Genomic DNA, 20,460 nt, shown 5'->3' on the forward strand with positions numbered 1-20,460 from the left:
CGTCATATCTTTCGATCACATCCGCATCCACCATCGCGTTGGTGCAAGAGAGCATCGAATTGTTCGATGCGCGTCATCCAACCGTAGCACATTAAGCCTTTAAGGCCGGCTAGTCCCAGCGCTCAGCTCATCCCAGCGCTTGGGGGCGCGGGATATCGACCGAACGGCCCACGGTCACTGGAAACATCGGAAATGGCATCGGTCTCGATAAGCGGCATCCAGAAAAGTTTCGGCCCGGCAGCGGTTCTGCGCGATGTCTCGCTGTCGATCGCCGATGGCGAGTTCCTGACGCTGCTGGGTCCGTCCGGATGCGGCAAATCCACGCTCCTGCGCATCCTGGCGGGCCTGGAGATGCAGGACGCCGGCTCGATCTCGATCGGCGAGCGCAGTGTCGATGGACTGCGCCCGAAGCGCAGGGACGTCGCCATGGTGTTCCAGTCATATGCGCTCTACCCGCACATGACGGTGGCCGCCAACATGGCCCTGCCACTTCGGATGCGCCGTCTCTCAGCCATCCAGCGCTGGCCTTTTGTCGGCCGGCTCCTGCCCTCCGTGACGAGATTGGCCGCCGAGATCGATACGGAAGTCACGCGCACCGCCAAGTCGCTCGGAATCGGCCACCTCCTTGCCCGCAAACCCGGCCAGCTCTCGGGCGGCCAGCGCCAGCGCGTCGCTGTCGGCCGGGCCATGGTCCGTCATCCCGCGGTCTTTCTGATGGACGAGCCGTTGTCGAATCTCGATGCCAAGCTACGCGTCCAGATGCGCACGGAAATCAAGGAATTGCATCAGCGGCTCGGGAGCACTTTCGTCTATGTCACCCACGACCAGGCGGAGGCGATGACGCTGTCGGACCGGGTCGCCGTCATGCTCGAGGGCGAGTTGCTGCAGGTTGCGCCGCCTCAGAACATCTACGCCGATCCTGACGACCGGCGGATCGCCGAATTCATCGGCTCGCCCAAGATCAACATGCTCGATGGCGTGGTCCGCGAGCGCGGCGCAATCGACGTCGTCGGCTCGACGCTCGCCATCGACGCGGACGCGCTCCCCGGCACGCCGCTCACGCTCGGCATCAGGCCCGAGAACTTGCACCTAACGGATCATGGAGGGCAGGGCGCTCTGACCGGCTCGGTGCGGATGATCGAACATATGGGATCCGATCTTTTCGTTCACCTCGATCTTGCAGGCCTCGATCATCCCTTCATCGCAAGGCTGCTTGCCGAGCGGGCCCCTCATATCGCACCAGGCCAGACCTTGCATCTTGGCGTGCGGCCGGAGCGCGTCCTGCTCTTCACCCGCACCGGGCGCCGGCTGCGTCGGCAGGACGAGGCCACACCAAGCTCGGTCACCCCCTTCCGGGACGTCGCCCAATGAGCCGGCCTGCCGCGACAATGGAGTCCGCAGGCACGATGGCGCAGGCGGGCGATCGCGGCGCCTCCCAGCTGCTCTCGGCTTCGCCAGCGAAGCGGCGCGCCTTTGCAGAAGGCGCAACGGCCTGGATGCTGGCTGGACTTGCGGTTTTCCTGCTGCTCGCTCTGTTCTTCGTCCCTGTGCTGGGCGTCGTTTTGATCGCGCTGACGGATTGGCAATTCGGATCTGCCTCCTTCTCCTTTGTGGGGCTTGCTAATTTCCGCGAGGTCTTCACGGACCAAGGTTTTAGAGCCTCGCTTCTCAACACCATTCTCTACGTTCTGATCGTGGTACCAGGCACGGTCGTCTCTGGGCTTGCCATCGCGCTTCTGATCGAAAGCGGCCGGTCATGCCGGGCATTCTACCGCGCCATTCACTTTCTGCCCTTCATGGCAACCCTGACCGCCATGGCGATCGCCTGGGAGGCGCTACTGCATCCAACAATCGGCCTCATCAACCAGACGCTTGCAGCAATGGGCCTGCCCACCGCCAACTGGTTGCGTGACGAGAATACAGCACTCCCCGTGCTGGCTGTGATCGGTATCTGGCAGAACCTGGGCTATGCGATGGTTCTGTTCCTTGCGGGTCTGAAAAGCATACCGCAGGATCTCTATGACGCCGCCAACGTCGATGGCGCGGATATGTGGCTGGACCGGCTGCGAACCGTCACGCTGCCCATGCTCGGGCCCGTCACGATGTTCGTCGTCATCGTCGTGGCTCTGAGGGCGTTTGAGGCCTTCGACACCGTAAAGGTGTTGACGCAAGGCGGCCCCGGTCACGCCTCCGAGCTGCTGCTCTACACGCTCTATCGCGAGAGCTTTGAATATCTGCGTACCGGATATGGCGCGGCGGTTGCGGTCGTCTTCCTCTTGATCGTCGTCACGCTCACTCTCGTCCAGACCCGCATCGTGGACAAGAAGGTGCACTATCAATGAGTCAGGCCAGTTCCAGCTTGTCGATGCCTTCAGGCATTCTTCGCCATGCCGTTCTGCTCCTGACCGGGGCCGTGATCCTTCTTCCTTTCGTCTGGATGATCTCGCTATCCATCAAGCCACCCGGGGAAATCTTCCGCGCGTCCTTTTCGTTCTGGCCAACGCATTTCTATGGCATCGAAAACTACGGCAAAGCGCTCACCGAGGCCCCGCTACCGCGCTATATGGGCAACGGCCTGCTCGTCTGTGCCTTGATCTTGATTTTGCAGGTTCTGGTCTGCGCGCCTTGCGCTTATGCACTCGCAAAGCTTCGCTTCGCCGGTAGAGATCTGCTGTTCGGCATGGTGCTCATTGGGCTTTTGCTGCCACACCAGGTGCTGTCGCTCCCACTCTTCATCCTTGGATATCAGCTCGGTATTCTTAATACTTACGCTGCGCTGATCTTTCCCTATGTCGTATCGCCATTTGGGATCTTTCTGTTCCGGCAGTTTTTCAAGACCATCCCTGACGACGTGGTTCACGCCGCCCGTCTCGACGGGCTATCCGAGCTTTCAATCGTCTGGAAGATCATGGTGCCGATGGCCGCACCAGCGCTTGCTGCGTTCTCGATCTTCTCGGTCGTCGGTCACTGGAACGATCTGTTCTGGCCATTGATCGCCGTGCGGGATGAATCATTGATGCCTCCGCCCCTCGGCATCATGGCCTTCAAGAGCGAGGAAGCCGGAAATGATTACGGCCCTCTGATGGCCGCATCGACACTCGTCGTTCTTCCCTTGGTCATTGCCTTTCTCGCCGCTCAGAAATGGTTCGTCGAAGGAATCACGGGTGGAGCGGTCAAGTAGGATCATGAAGCGCAAATGACTCTGACCCGCAGAAAAGCCATCATCGGGCTCTGTGCCGCCGCCATGCCGACCGGGCGAGCGGCATCCGTTACTCAGACACGCCTGAGGATCAGCGCGCCAATCGGGATCCACCAAAAAATGCTTGGTGAGCTCGCGTCTCGATTTACAAGGCTCAACCCGGCAATCACGATCGAGTTTGTGGGCAAAGGCGACAATTGGGATCCGCTGCTGCAAGTCACCTTGCGCGAGGGCCTTGTCAACGGCCTGCCGGACGCGACCTGGCAGTCGCTGACCTACGCGCCTCTGCTGGCCCGCCGCCGCTACCTGCAATCTCTCGATGCTCTCGCCGGCGGCCGCCGAGCCTTCAATGAACTCGGCTTGCCAGGGCCGCTGCTTGAGTCCGTATCCGGCGACCGTGGCATCCTCGCGATGCCGTTCGGCACCACGATCCCTGTCGTCTACTTCAACAAGGACTTGCTCCGTCGCGCCGGTTACACAGCCGCGCAGCCTCTCGCGACATGGGACGAGATCGTCGAGATAGCCGGAAGGATCTCGGCGCTCGACCAGACGCTCATCGGCGGCTTCGTTGAATATGACGCGAGCAACGCCTGGATATTTCAGAACCTGGTTGCAGGTTTCGGAGGGCGTATGATGACCTCTGATCTTTCCGGTATCGCCTTCGACGCGCCCGAAGGCCGAAGCGCCCTGGAGCTTCTCTGGCGGCTCGGTGACGCAGGTGGGCCCAACATGAGCCGCGAGCAGGCCCGGCAAGCGTTCAATGCCGGTGCTTGTGGAATTCTGATTCGATCGGCAAGCGGAACCACTTCCGTCTCCAAGGCTGCGGAAGGACGTTTTGAGCTGATGGTCGGCCGCTTGCCTCTCCCAAGTCCGAATGGCCGTCTCGTGGGAGCCGGCCACGGATTCATGGTCTTCACAAAGGATCCGGATCGTCAGAAAGCGCTTTGGGCCTTCCTGCGCTTTGCTGCGGAAGCCGAGGGGCAGATGATTCTGGCACGGCAGACCGGCTACATGCCGGTGAACGTGTCGGCTCTCGCAGATGCAGCCTTCCGCAAAGAGTATCTGCGGATCAATCCCTATCACAGCGCGATCGTTGACGCGCTGGAGTTCACCACGGACCAGTTCTCGTTCCCCAAGGACAATACGGTCAAGATCACGGACATGATGGCCGACGTGATGCGCGATGTGGTCGTGCACCGCACCAGGCCGGACGCCGCGCTGAAGGCCATGGCCGATCAGACCCGCAAGCTCTTGAGCTCTTGAGCTGCTCTTCATTCAACCGGGACCCCTCCATGACGCTGTCTTTTCGTCCAAGCGACGTTCTGAACATGAGCGGCAATCTGCCGCCCAAGGTGCCACACGTCTTCGATGACGCCTATCGCGCCGCCGTTCAGCATGTGATGAGCAGTTGCGAGCCCAGCCATCTGATCGGCGCGCACCAGTTTCGCGGCAGCGAACGCGATCGCGCGCTGGGTGCGCGTTTTGTCGGCCGCCGCATGCCGGAGAGTCCCGCGGCAGACAGAGTGGTGGTTGCAAATGGCACGCAAAGCATTCTGATGATGCTGCTTGCGGGTATCGTGGGCCCAAATCGGCGCCTCGCGATCGAGGCTCTGAGCTACCCGACCGTGCAAACCTTCGCCCAGCATCTCGGCTTCGAACTGTCGCCCGTCGCGATGGACGGCGAGGGCGCCGTGCCGGAGGCGTTGGAGGCAATTTGCCGTACTGAGCGGCCAGCAGCCTATTATGCGATGCCGACCATCCAGAACCCGACGACGGGAACGATGAGCGTCGAGCGGCGCAAAGCCATCGCAGAGATCTGTCGGCGCTACGAGGTTGCGATCATCGAGGACGACATCTACAGCCTCCTGCCAAAGGACGCCCCACCGCCGCTCTCGAGCTTCGCACCGGAGATCTCCTGGTATGTGCTCGGCACCGCCAAGTCCTTGTCCGCCGCGTTGAAGATCGCCTATGTGGTGGCGCCAAGCGCCGAAGCCGCGGCGGAACGATTCTGGCCTGGCGTGCGCGCGACCTATTGGATGTGCGCCCCGATGAACGGGGCGATCGTATCGTCGCTGATCGAGACCGGCGCCGTCGAGGACATTATCGAAGCGGTGCGGGCCGAGACGCGGGTCCGTCAAGCCATGGTCAGCGAGAGCGTCTCCAGCCCCGACCTTCGCAGCCGGCCGGATTGCCTGCACGTCTTCCTGCCGCTGCCGGCGGACCGTCCCGCCAAAGATTTCGTCGCCAGAGTGCGGGCCTTGGGCGTCGACGTCAGCCCAGCCAGCACATACGCGATGAACGACAGCCCGGCGCCAAACGCAATTCGCTTTGGCACGGGCACGCCGCGGGATCGCGCAGCCTTCGAGCGAGGACTCGCTGCGATCACGAAGGTCTATCGGGGATAGGAGATAAGCTGTGAACGAAAAACCCAAACAATCATCGAAAATTTGGACCGATCTCGATATCGATGCGCCCGGCAAGCAGACCGGCTTCCTTTGGCTGCCGCTCGCGGTGCACGACCGCTCCGGTGACGATGCCGGCTACAATTGCGAGCCGATTCCGATCGCGACGATCCGCAACGGAGAAGGACCGAGCGTGTTGCTGATGGCCGGCAATCACGGCAACGAATATGAAGGCCAGGTCATTCTGATGAAGCTGATCCGCGCGCTGAACGTCGAAGACGTGCGTGGTCGGCTGATCATCCTGCCGGCTGCAAATGCGCCGGCGGTCCGGGCCGATCGCCGCAATTCACCGCTTGACGACGGCAACCTGAACCGTCAGTTCCCCGGGGACCCAAATGGTGGTCCGACCTCGATGATCGCCCATTTTATCGAGAGCGTCATTCTGCCACGCGTCGACTATGTCGTAGACCTCCATTCAGGCAGCCGCAACGTCGAGTATCTGCCTTGCGCGGTGATTGCGCGGCCGCCTGATCCGGGCCAGCTCGAAGAGGCACTGACGCGTCTGCGCGTCTTCGGCATGCCAACGGGCATGATCATCGAACATTCGACCGGCGGGGATGGCGCATTGATCGGCGCCTGCCGCCGGCAGGGCGTCAAGCATCTGTCAACCGAGCTTGGTGGCGGCGGCGACGTTAATCGCGCTGCGTTGGAGCTGGCTGAACATGGCTTGGCGCGGCTCCTCCACCACGTCGGCGCAACCAAGCGCCCTCTGAGCGATCGCGCTGCGCCTGAATGCCACTTCGTCGCGCGCGTTCTCAGCCGGGACTATATTTATGCCGACAGCAGCGAGCGAGGGCTGTTCGAACCCTTGGTGGGCCTTAACGACAGGGTTGCAGCCGGCCAGGTGGTCGGCCGAATCCACTTCACGACGACTCCATGGCGGGATCCTGAGCCGGTTGTCGCCAAGACCGACGGTATCGTGCTCACAAGATGGCTACCCGCGCGAACCGGGCGCGGCGATTGCGTCTTTGCTCTTGGCCGAGACTGGTCGCCCTCTCGCACCGTCTGAAGCATCTTAAGCCCGCGCCCAGGCGGCCCATGGCGACGGACCCACCGGTCCTTTGCCGTCTCGCTTTCACTCCAACCGAGGTCATTTCGTCATGTCTACCCAGATCTCCCGCGGCGGGCAGCCAGCCTCCACAGAGCTGATCGATCCCGACATGTCGGTCGCGATGGCGACATTGGCAGAAATGGTAAAGGCCGATGGCGGGCCGCCCACCACTTTTCAGGGAGACCGAGACCAGCAAGCAAGGTTCGCTCCTTTCTGGAACGAAGGCTCACCTGAGATCGGGACGGTTGTTCCTCTTTCAATTGACGGGGCGCGCGGCCCGATCAGAGCCCGCCTCTACAAAAACGGCGAGGGAAGGCTGCCCGTAACATTGTTTATGCATGGTGGCGGCTTTGTTCGGGGTTCTCTCGATCATTGCGACTGCATCTGCCGACGATTGGCCGAGGATGGAAGTCTAGCGGTGGTCTCGACCGAGTACAGTCTGGCGCCCGAACATCCCTATCCCGCTGCTCTCGACGACATCGTCAAAGTGCTGGACTGGCTGTTTGCTTCAGCCGGGAATTACGGCCTTGATGAGAGCCGGATTTCCGTAGCAGGCGGCTCGGCAGGTGCAACTCTGGCAATGTCATCCACGCTGCGGCGGCGGGATCAGGGCAAGACTCTGCCCGCCGGCCTGGCGCTATTCTACGGCGCCTATGATATGATGAATACCGACCGCGAGAGCTATCAGCTGTTCGGCAATGGACAGTTCGGCATGTCGAAGGCTCGGGTCGAGCACTATATCCGAGCGCTCGTCCCCGAGGGCACATCACCGACGAACCCCTACCTCGCACCTCTCCATGCAGAGCTGAAGGGCTTGCCCCCGATCTGGATGGCGATCGCGGAGCTCGACGTGCTCCGTGACGATCAGCTCGAGATGGTGTCGCGGCTGAAGGCTGCCGGCGTTCCCGTTGAGGTTCGGCGATATGATGGCTTGATCCACGGCTTTGCCAATCGCGTACGCATTGTGCCCCGCGCTGGCGATGCCCTCAGAACCGCCGGCCAGTTCCTGGCGGGCGTTGGCGTAAAGCATGTGAGCTAACCCTTGCAGTTACCTCGCACTTTGCCTCTTGAGCTTCCGCTTTCTCCCGTCAGCTTCATCGTCCAGAGTAAGTAAATGTTCCGACAAACCCTTCTCCCGCTGCTCTTGCTGATAGGCGCGTGCTCCGGGCCGGCCGGGGCCGTCAATATCGACGTCGTCTCACTCGGCTCGCTCATTCCGCCTCAACTCGTGGAGACGTTCAAGACCGAACAGCCGGATATCAAGGTGACCGTGCGCCCGCCGGCCGTCGATTACGATGACCTTACCCAACGTTTGCTCCGCGACAACATCACCGGGACAGCGCCCGATGTCGTTTTTCAGGGCTACAATCGCTCTGAACTGACCACGCAAAGAGGATTGGCGGTGTCCCTGTCGCCGTTCCTGGATCAAGACAAATCCTGGGTTGAGAGCAACTACCGCGCGGTGTCGGAGGATCTCTGCCGGAGCAACGGCCAGCCTTACGGCCTGCCGTTCATCGTCTCCTTGCCAATCATCTACTACAACGCAGAACTCGTGCGGCGCGCCGGCGGCGATCCAGACCATCTCCCGCAGACATGGCCGGAGATCACCGCCCTGGCTGCGAGAATCACAACTCTCGGCAGCAATCTCGTCGGCGGATTCTTCGATTACGCCTCCGCCGGCAATTGGACGTTCATGGCGCTCATCGAGTCGCAAGGGGGCCGAATGATGTCAGCCGGCGATCGCCAGATCACGTTCAAGGGATCAGAGGGGCTGCGTGCACTCGAAACGCTCAGAGATTTCGGCAAAGCAGGCCAGGTCGATATGCCCCGCGAACAGGCTTATCAAGCTTTCTCGGCCGGAACGATCGGGATCATCGTGACATCGAGCGGATTCCTCAAGACGCAGCTCAAAAACGTGAAATTTGATTTGCGCACGGCGCCCATCCCGCTCGTGGACAAAGGCCGGCTGCCGGCAGGCGGCAACTGCATGATGATGATCACCCGCAAGCCCGAGCGCCAGAAGGCCGCTTGGACCTTCATGAAGTTCATGGCGAGCCCGAAGGCACAAAGCGTCATTTCCGAGGTAACCAGCTATCTTCCGGGCAACCATCTGGCCATCGCAGCGCTTGAAGCGTCGATGCCGCCTGCCGACCCCCGGATGGCCTCGATACGGGCGGCTAACAGAGCGAGCGGATGGTATTCGTTCCCGGGCGACAACTCGCTCAGGATCACCGACCGCATCCGCCTGCTGCTGCAGGATGTGGTGACGCAGCGCCGCTCACCCGACGCGGCCATGAAGGAGATGACCGAAGCGGTCCAGCAGTTGCTCCCGAAATGACGTCACCTGCGAAATCAGAGGCCTTCGGCCAGTCCTGCACGGGCCGCAGCGCGAGGCGCCCCTGCCGCTCGAGCCCGTGAATCTCGCACACGAGCGTCTCCCGAGCTCGGAGGCCGCATCGTGTTCCAACTGCCCTAGCGATCGGACCGGGCTGCCGTCCCACCAACTTCCTGCTCTCTTTCCGGAGGAAACCGCCGTGAGTGATCCAATTCACAAAGTTCGATTCCACGGTGTTGCAGCATACGAAATCCTTGCACCCGATGGCAGGCGAATCCTGCTCGATCCGTTCTTCGCCGGTAATCCCGCCTGTTCAGTGGCCGCCGAAGATTTCGATCGCGTCGACCTCATTATCGTCACGCATGCGGCTCGGGATCATCTGGGTGACACGCCGGCGATTGCCAGACGTACAGGCGCGACGGTCTTGTGCGGCAATGAAGTCCAGGCCTATTTGCGGGCGCTCGACGTTCCGCAATCTCAGATCAGGCCGACGGCTTGGGGCATGCGCCTCGAGATCTGCGGTTTCGAAATCCAGACCATCGAGTGCCGGCATTGCTCAGGCGCGACGATGCCGGACGGGTCGTTCGTTTCCGGCATTCCCTTGGCTTACATCATCGAGCTCGGAGGAGGCGTGCGCTGGTATCACCCGGGTGATACCTCCTTGTTTTCCGACATGCGCCTGCAGGGCGAGCTCTACCAGCCCACCATCGGGTCGCTCGGCATTGCCAACCCGAGCGGCATTGCAGACCCAAGGCCAGGGCGCAAGCTCACCACGGATCTTTCACCGCGCGAAGGCCTGTTGGCGGCCCAGTGGCTCGGGCTGAAGACGGTTTTGCCGTGTCACTACACTGATCCGGACGATCCGCTGGTCCGTCAATTTCAGCGCTGTCTTGAAGAAGCGAAAGCCGCCGGTGAGAGGGTTCCTGAATCGCTCGTCCTGATGCCGAGTGAGTGGATCAGCCTGGATTCGAACGGAAGCGTTCGGCGTTTGTCGGGGGCGTGAGGGGGCCGGTCGCAGCCCCCCTTGAGCCAACTGGCGATCGGAATTGGCATCTGAGAAACACGGACCTGATTTAATGCACGAAACACCTCGAATTCTCCTTGTCAGCTTCGACGGACTGCGTCCGGATCTTATCAGCGCCGAGCTCACCCCAAACTTGTGGCGGCTGAAAGCGGCCGGGCTGACGCTCGCAAACCATCGCACCGTGTATCCGAGCGAAACCCGGTCCGCATTCCCGAGCCTCGTCACGGGCACGACGCCAGATCGTCACGGCATGGTCGGCAACAAATATGTCGACCGCTCAGTCGCGCCAGCGCGCTATATCGATACGTCGGACGCTGTTCTCCTGCGCGAGCTCGATGTGGAGAGCAACGGGCGGCTGTTCTCGGCGCCTTCGCTTGGCGAGCTCCTGGCCCGCAATGGCCGTAGCTTGGCGGTGCTAGCCACCAATACGCCGGGCACGACCAGGCTCTTCCACCACAAGGCCGAAGACTTCGGGCATGTCCGTCTCTCCGGCCACTTCTCTGAGGCATGCACGCCTTCCAGCGTCCTGGCCGAGATCGAGGCGCAGCTCGGGCCGCTGCCCCCGGCGCCGCCCAAGGTAGAGCCCGACCGCGCCGGGCAGGATTGGATCACGTCGGCTTTCCTGGATTATGTGTGGCCGAGATGCAGTCCTGATGTCACCATTCTCTCGTTCGGAGAGCCTGACGTGACGTCCCATTTCCATGGCACCGCAGCCCACGAGACCAAATCCATCATCGCATATTGCGATCGCCAGTTCGGCCGCGTGCTCGACTGGTGGGACGCGGAGGGCAGGGCGGCTGGTGTACAGATCTTTGCCGTGTCGGATCATGGCCATATCACCGGCCATACGCGCGTCTCTGTGGCCGACAGCCTGAGCGCGGCTGGTTTTTGTCCGGGGATTGCCCCTGGTCCCGGGGTCGACGTCGTGGTCGTCCCAGGCCAAGTCGGCGCAGTTTATCTCGAAGAGCCAAATGATGCGAAAGTTGCGCGTCTGGTCGCGGCGATCACGACCGAGCCATGGTGCGGTTTGGTCTTCACGCGGGCAAAGGATGAGGTGGAGGGGATTGCCCCGGGCAGCCTCTCGAGCGCCCTCGTGTTCGCAGACCACGCCCGTGCGCCGGATGTTGCGTTCTCATTCCGCACCGACGATAGCGTCGATGCCTTCGGCCTTGTGGGAGGGACCTTCTACGACAATGATCGCCGCACGGGGCTCGGCCTGCACGGCGGTCTTCACCCGAACGAGCTTGCGGCACTCGGCATCGTTGCCGGCACCGCGTTTCCACGAACCGGGGTTTCGTCTTTCTCGCCATCAGGAATTTGCGACATCGTACCGACCATTCTGCATCTACTTGGGCTGTCTTCAGCGCCTAACATGAGGGGCCGTGTGCTTCACGAAGCGCTGTCGTCAAAGCCCCACCATCTCGGCCTGCGCGAAGAGCGCTCAACAGCACGGCTTAGACATTATATCCAGGTTCTCCGCCGGGAGCATGTCGGTAACGCCAGCTATATCGCCGGCGGCTGGATTGAGTGATGAAGCTACCATGCCTCGCGAACCAACTGCCCCCGATTTATAGCTGCGTCCTAGACTTTTGGCCCTGTGAGAGCGCTCAAGGAGAGGAAAACCAGGAAGCCCCGCTATCCTCCGACTAGGGCTCGGACGAACTCCTCCTTTCGCGGCGGCCGACCACAAGAGCCCCTTTGCGTCTTCCAGGCCGCAAACGTGGCTCGACAAGCATATCAGCGTCAACCGCCCGCTCGAACTTACTGGAAGGCTGCGCAGCCCATCTGATCGACGCGCTGCGCAACCCCCGAGGGCTTCTAGAAGAAGATCGATGTCGATGCGGAAAAGTTCAGAGCATGCCCCGTCTGGGGCGTATACGTGATGCTCGTCGGGTGATCGATATAGGACAAACCGATATTCGCGTAGACGCCCGGTGCAAGATGTGCGGAATAAGTCGCCGAGATCGCCTTGCTATCGCTATGCGCGAGATTACCGGCAGCAAGAGCCGTTTGCACAGCAATGTTGCTCCAAACGGTTCGGGTCGCAACGAGCGAAATCTGATCGGTTGGCCGCCAGTCGAACGGGCCCTTCACGTAGAAGCGGAGCTCATAGTACTGCGCGACTTTGTTCAGGTCAGGTGGCGCACCCATGACGGAAAAGCCACCATAAAGTCCGCGCGAAGCAAGTCCTTGCGCATCGCTCTGCCAGAGCTGCCTGTCACCGGCTACGTAGTAAAAATTGTTCTCGTTCGACCGAGGCTGTTTCGGGAAGGCGAGATTTGTATAACGGCTGTTGTTGACACCAACGCCAGCTCGGACCCATGTCTCGACCGACCCAGGAGCAGCTTTCGCCTGATAACCAGTCTCGTCCATGAAGAGAACGCCGGTGTTCGGCGTGCTCAAATCGAGGCCCGTCGGATTTTGCGTCACTTCAGTTGCGACGCCGTCGGGACTGATCGAGCGCTGAATGGTGGCCTTAGTGTACAGGTTCCTATCGAAATTGTACCTGACGTTGACAGCCGGGGTTGGCGTCGCGTTGCTGCTCTCGCCACCCTGATACAGAATGTTGGAAGAAGGGCCAAACACGTTGGCACCCGCGTTCCCGCCAACTGTCGGTCCGAGGAATTCGTTTGCGTTTCTAAGATAGCCAAATTTCAGCTCAACCTTACGGTCGAATAGCGTCTGGTAGTAGGCGATCTCGTTGATGCCCCACCGGTCGGGCCCTCCCGGTTGCCAGCTCCAGGCCTGATGCTCAGTGCCCACAACGATCTGCCCGTCAGGGATGCCGTACCGGCTGAGATCATAGACCACCATCATGTAATTTACGGTGCTGTAGGTGGGATTCTGGCCATTGTACAGCTGCTTGGCGATGGTGCTCTTCGCTGCGTCGGGAAGCAGGTTGTTCGTGTAGGTATTCTGGGTCCAGCCGATATAGCCGATCCCTGCCTCTGCCAACGCGGATCTTACACCTCCGATGTCCCGATCGACTGTGTCGGCGGGTCCAGGAATGTTGACGGACAATCCTTTTTCTCGAAGATTCTGAAATTTGGCGAAAGGATCAATCTTTTCCTGACGCATGTCCCCGCCGCGAACGCGCACGAGGGCCGAGTTGGCTCCAGCCGGAACGGCTCCTGCTCGGAAGCTCTTCTCCAGTTTTCCGGCGGACTTCTTCTTTTGAGGCTTGATCTTGGCCGCTCCGATTGCGCTTTCATTTGCCGAGCCGACGGTGCTGACCGTTTGAGCCAGTGCCGGGCCGCCAAACAGACTTGCAGTCAGCGATAATGCGACCGCAAACCTTAGTTTGACACCTGACTGAACGTGAGGTCTGAATTTATCTCCCGGCGGCAACAGCTGTTCGCTCTGCAACCATCGTAGGCCGATCGTTTCAATTTGTTCAACTCGCATTAACCCCTCCGTGAACCAGCAGGTCTACTTGGAAGTGCTTCCATCGCATTCGCTTCACTACGCAGCGATGACATCCATCGCCTTATTCGATGCTTGAGCCCAAGCTGTGCGATTGAAGGACGTGAGGGTCAGGAGCCGGGCAGCCTCCGTAACCTCCTCTGGCGCGCTCCGCGGGATAAGGAAGACGGCCGTCTGGCGCACTCGCTTCTTGGGGCACGATCGCGTCGTTGGGGCGCAGTCCGCTTCGCGGCAGGGCGGAGCCAGCCCATGCCAATGAATGCGACGCCCGACCGCCAGTTGCACTACGCCTAAGAAACGCTTCAGATTCTGGCGCCGATCATCTCACATCAGCAAGGATCGCATCGACCCCATCGACACTTGCCGTGTCCGGGAACATCATTCAGCCCCCATGGTCGGGCACGAGACTTCGGCTCAGCTTCGCGCGTCTTTCAAGGAGGCACGCGCCTTTCAGCCAACTCTTGCTGACAGGCAAGACTTCAGCAAACGCAAGGCTGCGTTCAACAGCGCCGACATTCGCAAATGCCCGGCCCTCGGTCGCTCAGAAGCTCAAGCTTCGGCCGGTGGCCTCTCTAAAGAGACCATCTGCGCGCCCCAAAGATGGTACCAACTCTTGTATCCAGGTGTTGTACGGCCCGAAATCGCCGGCCTACCTATTGGCTCTTACTGCTTCCAGCCACAGCCAGAGATCGTCCGTGATGCCGAGCTCGCCGCATTGGTCGCTAACGTAGCGACAGCCTTCCTCAACAAAGCTGTCAGCGCCGTGCACACTCTTGAACTGCTCTATCTTGTTAAGATCAAAGCTCAGCGACCATCGACCTGATTTGAAGCTTATCGCTATCCCGAGCTCGGTCATGTCGGCCCACGTCATGAAGGACAATTGCTCAGATCCAGCTTGCCTTGCCCGCTTTCTCATCACAAGCGTTGTGTGCGCTTTCGTTGCATGTGACTGACATTAGATCGAATTATTCGATGAATGTCACATGCTGGAGCTTTATCAAAGCTACATCTGCGACAACCGTGGTTTGTCCGATGCGGGAGGAAACGACCGTTTCTCTGGCGCGGATGGACCCCGTGAGGGCCACGCCAAGAATTCGCGACTGCGATTGTGGTGCGAGACACTTGTCCGACTGAATGCGAGGTCAAGGAGAGGCCAATGCCGAAACTTCTGAGCGAAACCCAGGTCCAACAGTATAAGTCTGGTGGCTTTGTCTGTCCGATTGATGCGCGTTCGCCGGAGGAAGCGGCTCAGTTCTTCGCCCGGATGGAAGATCTTGAACGCCGGGAACGTGATCTGTGGACGCGGGCGAAGATGAAGCCGCATCTGCTGATGATGTGGCTGAACGATCTCATGCGACATCCGAAGATTTTGGATGCGGTTGAAGATGTTCTTGGCCCCGACATTCTGGCATGGGCCACAGGCCATTGTGATAAGAAGCCTCGCGATCCCGGCTTTGTAAGTTGGCATCAGGACAGCACATATTGGGGCCTTTCGGAGCCCAGCGTTGTCACGGCCTGGATCGCGTTGACGCCAAGCAACCGCGAGAACGGATGCATGCGGGTCATACCGGGGACCCATCACTCAAGGCCAACTGCCCCACAGGGATACGGCGGACAAGAACAACCTGCTCAGCCGCGGCCACGATGTTGAGGTCGAAGTTGATGAAAGGTGCGCGGTCGATCTAGAGCTCAGACCCGGCCAGATTTCCCTTCATCACACGATGCTGATTGACGGTTCGAAACCAAACTTTTCCGACGCGCGCAGGCTTGGCATCACATCGAAGCGACGGTTTGCGGATCTGCTATCGGCGATTCATTTTGAGTGTGCCGATCTTTAGCGGCTCGGCCGCCAACGCAAATGTCAGGTTCTGTTGTGACTTCTTCTCGTGCCCTCGCAGGGCCTTGACGATCGCAGCATGATCCGTGGTGAAAAGCAATTTCTGATCAAGGCAGGCCTCGACCTCCTTCGTAGGACGTTTGTCGGACCCGAGGCCAAGTATCAGGATTGGGCGAATCGTCGGCTTCACATTGATGCTGGGCGATGTCGCTCCGGCCTCACCCATGAGGGGATCCAATTCCCAGTATTTATCAGGATCAAAGAAGATCATGGGGGTCACTTCATCAAGACTCTTCGCGTAATAGTTCCGCTCCACGTCCTGATAAATCTCCCGCATGGTGCCGCCTCCGCCCCGGCCATAGACGATGCCGGCGCGCGAGTTGTTGACAAGAGCTTCCTCCCTCAGGCTATTTTGAAAATACTTCGCATAATGCGTCGCAAAGGGCATGGTCGGCTCTGCCCCGTAAAGCCAAGTCGGAATAGCAAGACTGACCGGCAGGATCTCAGGTGCCTTGCCTCGCGCGTCGAGGGCCGCTTTCAGCCATTTGCGTGCGCCATCGATCGCACCGAGCTTTTCCTCCTTGATGGTCCACGTATCGGTGAAAAGGTCGTCCAGAAGGGGCGCCCTTGGCACGGCACTTATAAGTCCGATGGCTTCGTCAAGCGGGCCAACGCTCTCGAATGATGAAAAGGCGACGCCGAGATGGGCGGCCTCCATCACACCCGGTCCTCCGCCCGTCACCAAAAGAAAGTGCTCGCGGGCAAGATCGCGCGCAAGATGGGCGATCGCTTTATAGGCTTTGTGGTCGCGCGGAAGGCTGTGGCCTCCCATGACGCCGACGAGCGGCCGTTGAACCGTCTTCAGAAAGATTCGTAGCGCATCGGCGATGGCGGCGTCGTGCGCCGCTTGCGCGGCGCGGACGGCGAGCGACGTCGGTACCGGCCCGCCGTCGGTCGCGAATTCACGGTAGATCGCAAAGTCCCGCGAAAGCGTGAAGCCCATGGGGTCCCACGGATTGAAGCCTCCCAGCAAGTCCTGCGCGGTGTACAGTTGGTTTGGCACAATGACGCCCACGGCAAAACCCTCAAGCAAAATGACAGAAATAATTCAGCGATCCGTTTCGACGGGCGTTATACACCTGGCGCACGCATTGCGCGAGCGGCATATTCGTGCATGATGCCATTCGAAGCGGGGGGAGTTCTCATGATCACGTCGGTGACGGTCAAAGCTTATGCTAGCCCGAGCTGCGTGCTCTTGACTTTCGACTGGAAGAGCGGTCCGGAACACGAAGATTTCCTGGGCTTCGCCATCCAGCGTGATCCCGGCTACGGGCGAGACCGAAAGCCGCAATTCCTGTTCAATAAGCTCGACTTCGTACCCCTGGCGGAGGACGCCCGTCCCAAGGGAAGCGACGAGGCGCCGATCCAGAAGTTCAATTGGTGGGACGGCGGGATCAATACGAGCGATCAGGGCCGGACTTTCGAGTACACGGTGATTCCAGTGCTCGGCACCGGCCCGGGCGATCTGCAGCTACGGCACGACGCAGCCGGGAAAAAATCCGTCACGGTGCCAAAACCCCTCGAGGGACAGATCGCCACCTATTTCAATCGCGCCGTCGTCAGTGCGCAAAGTTTTGCAAAGCAAAAGGACAAGTCGCTAGAGAAGCAGATGGATTGGCTGGCCAACGGCCTGCAAAATGCCGTCCCTCAGATCCTGAGCGACAGCGACGCGTTTGAATGCGCCATTTATCATCTATCGGACGATCGGTGGATCATTCCGGCTTTCGAGACCTTCAAAGGGCGTGGCTCGATCATCTATTTCGACAAGGCTGACGACACCAAGTCCCGCGCCGCCGCTCACAGGATCGCTGAGGAGCGACCCAATATCTCGATCCACAAGCGGGATGCCATTACCAAGCTGATGCACGACAAGTTCATCATCTCGTATCGGAAAAAGCACGAACACGCCGTCCTGATGGGATCGACCAACTTTACGCCCGAAGCCCAAACGGTCCAAGCCAACCTGCTTCATATTATCCATTCCCGGGAACTGGCCGCGCTGTACGCAGAGCGAGCGAACCTGCTGGCCAAGAATCTCGGCAAGAAAGATATGGACCCGCCGGACTGGACCGACGTCACGGACGTCGACGGCACCGAGATGCGCGTCTTCTTTTTGCCCGAGCCAGGCGAAGGCCGAAAGTTTCTCGACACGGTCACCGAGGCGGTCAGGAAGGCGAAGTCGTCCGTTCTGTTCTGCATGTACACAGCGTCCGACAAAGATCTTATGGAGGCGATCTTCGCCAAGGGGGACTCGCCAAAGCATCTGATTTACGGGCTTCTCAACAGCATCGACGACCCCGACAAGCCAACCAAAAAGGGCGAAAAGCGCAAGCTCCCCGAGATCGCCTCGACCATCTTCCACCGCTCGCAGAAAAACCCGGACACGCTCCCCTACGCCGCTTTCGGCGTCAATGCGCCACGCGGCTTTTTGCCCGAACTCAAGACCATCGACACGTCGCCCTTCGACGCGTCAGCCGCAAAAGGCACGGCAAAGCGCGCAAAGAAGAAATCGGGCGGACCGCCGCCCATCCATGTGCATCACAAGTTCATCGTGATCGATGGTGATACCGATACGCCCACGATCTACACGGGATCTCCTAACTTCAGCAAATCGTCCGAAAACTCAAACGATGAGAATGTGCTCGAGATCAAGGGCAACACGCATCTCGCCCAAGCTTATGTCGCCGAGCTGATGCGCCTCTACAATCACTATCGCGCCCGCGCGATCTGGAATAAAACGCACGAGAAGAAGGCGAAGCCCGGCTCGGTGGCCGATCCGCTCGTTCTCAAACGGACCCGGGACGAATGGGTGAAAGAAGCCTATGAGAGCGGCACCAAGGCGTCACTTGCCAGGGAGCGCGGTCTATAAGGACCGGCGGCCAGAGACCACTATCGATTTTCTATCGACGTTACTTCAACTTTGTTGTTTTGCATTTTTTTCAGATCGGCATCGATCCGAACAAGCCAATTCTAATTGAAGATATTCGATGGCTATGATGGCCCACACCTCTCGATCCTCGGCCCTTCTTCGTCTCTCCAAACGCTATACCGTCATTGCCGTCGCAGCCTGGACCGTCGCGGCGGCCCTGATTGCTGGAGTCTGGAAGATATACGAGTTTCAGACCGAGCAGGCCCGGCTCCTCAATGAATCGCTCGCAAAGCAACCGCCAGCTATTGTCGAGCGCGACGAACCGCCCAGTCAGGCCGCGCTCACCCGAAGGATCGAAGCGCAAAGGCCCTTCCTGCAGAAGAAGCTCGACGTCTTCTTCGAAATCGTTCAGCAGGCCCAGCGCCTCACCGAGTGGGAGCACGATCCCAAAGGTGAAACGTGGAAGCAGGCGACAGGGCGCTTTTGGGAATTGCGCTGGGGCGAATTGGAGATGGTCGCAGGCGCCGGCGTACGGAACGCCGCTCTGCTCGTTGGCCAGCAGGTTACGGAGACGGAGGAGCTTCCGAGCCGCGACAGGCACGATCTGCGATGGGCGGTTGAATGCCTGGCGGACGAGCTTCGGTTCGTGATCGAGCACGCGTGGGGGATCGACCGGAATGCGACACGCGAAAGCGTCCTGCCGGGGAGGGGGCGACCGGCAAGCTCCCCAATGGCTGTACAGCCGGAAATCGGGATCCCATCCATCCGCCGGGATGCAGCCCCTCAAGGCCAAAGGAAAGCTCCATCAGGCTCGGTCGTCACAAACTGAATAGGCCCCTCTGTTGCAAACGTCTGGAGCGTGAGATGAACATCCGCCGATTTGTCCTGCTTGTCCTCGTCTTCCTGCTCGGGGCAGCGCCGACCGGGCACGCGCGGGACGTCAGAATTGCGACCTGGAATCTTGGCTGGCACCTCAGTCAGGCGGAGGCGAAGGATTGGATCCGCGATTGCGGTCAGCCCTTCGCCCTCAATCCGACGACGGGCCTGTTTGAGCCCTCGACGACCGGAGCGACGAAGTCGGGTTGGGAGCTCAAATGGGGACGAAACGCCAAGATCAAATGGGATATCGCGGTAAAGCCCCCGTGCGACGTTTACCACGCCAATTTCAAAATCGTGCCGGTGACCGAAGCTGCCTACCAGAAACGCGCCCAGCAACTCCAGGACTTCATCCGGACGAACCTCGATCCTGACATCATCACGTTTCAGGAGGTCAGCGGCGCTCTAGCCGTTCGCGAGGTTTTGCCCAATGACGGTGCTGATTACGAGATTTGCTCCTTCGACACTTTCAAGGTCCAACGGCTCGCGATCGCATGGAAAAAGAACCTGGGGGTAGGCTCCGATTGTGCCGTCGTTGCGCCCCTATCCCTGCCGGACCTCGCCGCCGCAGATCAGGTGCGCCCTGGGCTATCGCTGACCCTGCAAATCGACGGCAAGCCACTACGCGTCATGACCGTGCACCTCAAATCCTCCTGCGTCAGCCCGCTCGAGGACCGCGGCAAACTTGATGGCGGGGGCGATGCATGTCCCATTCTCCAAAAACAGGTGCATCCATTGGAGAATTGGCTTGAAGCAAGCTCTGCCGGCATGCCCGTCATTCTGATGGGAGACTTCAACCGGAATCTCTCGCACGAGAAGAATTCCATCCCGAATTCGGCTGTTCGATCCGATGGAAGCGACCCAGTGTCTTCCCTTCCGCCCGGCGTGCTGGTCCGCAGTCTCTATGGGGAGGTCAATGATGGTGCCCCCGGTTCCAGCGCCCTTGCGCATCTTGAGCCGGAATGCCCGGTCAATCCTGTCGCCAAGCAGCTCTGCGAGCGCTCCAAACGTGAGCTGTTCGATCAAGAGGCCCTCAAGCCACTGACGAAGGCCGACAGCCTTGGCTGCCGGAATCCTGTGGGCCTCGATCAAATGCTTGTTAGCACGAGCCTGACGGTTGCAGATCCTGCCATCAAGGTTGCGATCGGTCGCTTCGGAGGAACGCGCCCGGCAGGACAAGGCCATTCCGATCCCTTGCTGGCGATTTCGGATCATTGTCCGTCGAAGGCGACGCTTCGTTTCTAGTGCGCTGTGACCGGCGTCGATTGCGCCCCATGCGGCATCCAACACGTTCATTATCCAGCTAGGAGAATGCGAGAAACGC

The 20,460-nt window shown here is 60.1% G+C and carries 17 protein-coding genes; 14 read left to right on the forward strand and 3 right to left on the reverse strand.

All coding sequences use genetic code 11. The features are described 5' to 3' along the window. The first annotated feature begins 192 nt into the window (after positions 1–192). The 10 genes from BDOA9_RS33885 (at position 193) to BDOA9_RS33930 (ending at position 11,602) form a co-directional block, all read left to right on the forward strand. Entirely contained in the window at positions 193–1,371 is a 1,179-nt protein-coding gene (locus tag BDOA9_RS33885; RefSeq protein ID WP_025038393.1) for an ABC transporter ATP-binding protein, read from the forward strand. After that, positions 1,368–2,342 (forward strand): carbohydrate ABC transporter permease, encoded by a 975-nt coding sequence (locus tag BDOA9_RS33890; RefSeq protein ID WP_025038394.1) that lies wholly within the window; start codon positions 1,368–1,370, stop codon positions 2,340–2,342. Before BDOA9_RS33885 ends, BDOA9_RS33890 begins: the two co-directional genes overlap by 4 nt. Further along, a complete protein-coding gene (locus tag BDOA9_RS33895) occupies positions 2,339–3,181 on the forward strand; it encodes a carbohydrate ABC transporter permease (protein ID WP_025038395.1) in 843 nt (280 codons plus the stop codon). The genes BDOA9_RS33890 and BDOA9_RS33895 overlap by 4 nt, the downstream gene beginning before the upstream one ends. Before the next feature lie 15 nt (positions 3,182–3,196). Continuing rightward, on the forward strand, positions 3,197–4,462 hold the full coding sequence (locus BDOA9_RS33900) for an extracellular solute-binding protein (RefSeq protein ID WP_082847955.1): 1,266 nt from the start codon (positions 3,197–3,199) through the stop codon (positions 4,460–4,462). Between the two features lie 65 nt (positions 4,463–4,527). Then, a complete protein-coding gene (locus tag BDOA9_RS33905; protein WP_192859675.1) occupies positions 4,528–5,604 on the forward strand; it encodes an aminotransferase-like domain-containing protein in 1,077 nt (358 codons plus the stop codon). A 10-nt stretch (positions 5,605–5,614) separates the two neighbouring features. Further along, the gene (locus BDOA9_RS33910; protein ID WP_025038398.1) at positions 5,615–6,670 is read left to right on the forward strand and encodes a succinylglutamate desuccinylase/aspartoacylase family protein; all 1,056 of its coding nucleotides are present in this window, start codon (positions 5,615–5,617) and stop codon (positions 6,668–6,670) included. Between the two features lie 91 nt (positions 6,671–6,761). Beyond that, positions 6,762–7,751, forward strand: coding sequence for an alpha/beta hydrolase (locus BDOA9_RS33915; protein ID WP_025038399.1), 990 nt, complete (start codon positions 6,762–6,764; stop codon positions 7,749–7,751). 75 nt (positions 7,752–7,826) lie between these two features. Further along, the gene (locus BDOA9_RS33920) at positions 7,827–9,050 is read left to right on the forward strand and encodes an ABC transporter substrate-binding protein (RefSeq protein WP_025038400.1); all 1,224 of its coding nucleotides are present in this window, start codon (positions 7,827–7,829) and stop codon (positions 9,048–9,050) included. 196 nt (positions 9,051–9,246) lie between these two features. Beyond that, on the forward strand, positions 9,247–10,050 hold the full coding sequence (locus BDOA9_RS33925) for an MBL fold metallo-hydrolase (protein ID WP_025038401.1): 804 nt from the start codon (positions 9,247–9,249) through the stop codon (positions 10,048–10,050). Positions 10,051–10,123: 73 nt separating this feature from the next. Beyond that, positions 10,124–11,602 carry an alkaline phosphatase family protein gene (locus BDOA9_RS33930; protein ID WP_025038402.1) on the forward strand — a complete coding sequence of 493 codons (1,479 nt, stop codon included), beginning with the start codon at positions 10,124–10,126 and terminating at the stop codon, positions 11,600–11,602. 287 nt (positions 11,603–11,889) lie between these two features. On the opposite strand, the gene BDOA9_RS37085 is transcribed toward BDOA9_RS33930, so the two are convergent. Next, complete coding sequence (locus BDOA9_RS37085) at positions 11,890–13,476, reverse strand: carbohydrate porin (protein ID WP_082847957.1); 1,587 nt, start codon at positions 13,474–13,476, stop codon at positions 11,890–11,892. Positions 13,477–14,143: 667 nt separating this feature from the next. Further along, positions 14,144–14,350 carry a hypothetical protein gene (locus BDOA9_RS33940; RefSeq protein ID WP_152033714.1) on the reverse strand — a complete coding sequence of 69 codons (207 nt, stop codon included), beginning with the start codon at positions 14,348–14,350 and terminating at the stop codon, positions 14,144–14,146. Between the two features lie 300 nt (positions 14,351–14,650). On the opposite strand from BDOA9_RS33940, the gene BDOA9_RS37090 reads away from it, so the two are divergent. Continuing rightward, complete coding sequence (locus BDOA9_RS37090) at positions 14,651–15,145, forward strand: phytanoyl-CoA dioxygenase family protein (RefSeq protein WP_082847958.1); 495 nt, start codon at positions 14,651–14,653, stop codon at positions 15,143–15,145. Between the two features lie 151 nt (positions 15,146–15,296). Here the strand turns inward: BDOA9_RS37090 and BDOA9_RS33945 are convergent, their stop codons facing one another. Then, entirely contained in the window at positions 15,297–16,406 is a 1,110-nt protein-coding gene (locus tag BDOA9_RS33945; protein ID WP_152033715.1) for an SLOG cluster 4 domain-containing protein, read from the reverse strand. Between the two features lie 129 nt (positions 16,407–16,535). Between BDOA9_RS33945 and BDOA9_RS33950 the strand changes: the two genes are divergently transcribed. From BDOA9_RS33950 to BDOA9_RS33960, 3 genes are all read left to right on the forward strand, one after another. Further along, positions 16,536–18,260, forward strand: a complete 1,725-nt coding sequence (locus tag BDOA9_RS33950; RefSeq protein ID WP_025038406.1) for a phospholipase D-like domain-containing protein — start codon at positions 16,536–16,538, stop codon at positions 18,258–18,260. Positions 18,261–18,378: 118 nt separating this feature from the next. After that, on the forward strand, positions 18,379–19,089 hold the full coding sequence (locus BDOA9_RS39190; RefSeq protein ID WP_042336988.1) for a hypothetical protein: 711 nt from the start codon (positions 18,379–18,381) through the stop codon (positions 19,087–19,089). Between the two features lie 35 nt (positions 19,090–19,124). Then, positions 19,125–20,381, forward strand: a complete 1,257-nt coding sequence (locus BDOA9_RS33960; RefSeq protein ID WP_052363146.1) for an endonuclease/exonuclease/phosphatase family protein — start codon at positions 19,125–19,127, stop codon at positions 20,379–20,381. Positions 20,382–20,460: the final 79 nt, after the last annotated feature.

The sequence above is a fragment of the Bradyrhizobium sp. DOA9 genome (assembly GCF_000617845.2).
Lineage (GTDB): Bacteria > Pseudomonadota > Alphaproteobacteria > Rhizobiales > Xanthobacteraceae > Bradyrhizobium.

Excerpts from the sequence above, each read along its gene's own strand:
- BDOA9_RS33885 (WP_025038393.1), top strand. The coding sequence starts at position 193 with ATGGCATCGGTCTCGATAAGCGGCATCCAGAAAAGTTTCGGCCCGGCA.
- BDOA9_RS33890 (WP_025038394.1), top strand. The coding sequence starts at position 1,368 with ATGAGCCGGCCTGCCGCGACAATGGAGTCCGCAGGCACGATGGCGCAG.
- BDOA9_RS33895 (WP_025038395.1), top strand. The coding sequence starts at position 2,339 with ATGAGTCAGGCCAGTTCCAGCTTGTCGATGCCTTCAGGCATTCTTCGC.
- BDOA9_RS33900 (WP_082847955.1), top strand. The coding sequence starts at position 3,197 with ATGACTCTGACCCGCAGAAAAGCCATCATCGGGCTCTGTGCCGCCGCC.
- BDOA9_RS33905 (WP_192859675.1), top strand. The coding sequence starts at position 4,528 with ATGAGCGGCAATCTGCCGCCCAAGGTGCCACACGTCTTCGATGACGCC.
- BDOA9_RS33915 (WP_025038399.1), top strand. The coding sequence starts at position 6,762 with ATGTCTACCCAGATCTCCCGCGGCGGGCAGCCAGCCTCCACAGAGCTG.
- BDOA9_RS33920 (WP_025038400.1), top strand. The coding sequence starts at position 7,827 with ATGTTCCGACAAACCCTTCTCCCGCTGCTCTTGCTGATAGGCGCGTGC.
- BDOA9_RS33930 (WP_025038402.1), top strand. The coding sequence starts at position 10,124 with ATGCACGAAACACCTCGAATTCTCCTTGTCAGCTTCGACGGACTGCGT.
- BDOA9_RS37085 (WP_082847957.1), bottom strand. The coding sequence starts at position 13,476 with ATGCGAGTTGAACAAATTGAAACGATCGGCCTACGATGGTTGCAGAGC.
- BDOA9_RS33940 (WP_152033714.1), bottom strand. The coding sequence starts at position 14,350 with ATGACCGAGCTCGGGATAGCGATAAGCTTCAAATCAGGTCGATGGTCG.
- BDOA9_RS37090 (WP_082847958.1), top strand. The coding sequence starts at position 14,651 with ATGCCGAAACTTCTGAGCGAAACCCAGGTCCAACAGTATAAGTCTGGT.
- BDOA9_RS33950 (WP_025038406.1), top strand. The coding sequence starts at position 16,536 with ATGATCACGTCGGTGACGGTCAAAGCTTATGCTAGCCCGAGCTGCGTG.
- BDOA9_RS39190 (WP_042336988.1), top strand. The coding sequence starts at position 18,379 with ATGGCTATGATGGCCCACACCTCTCGATCCTCGGCCCTTCTTCGTCTC.
- BDOA9_RS33960 (WP_052363146.1), top strand. The coding sequence starts at position 19,125 with ATGAACATCCGCCGATTTGTCCTGCTTGTCCTCGTCTTCCTGCTCGGG.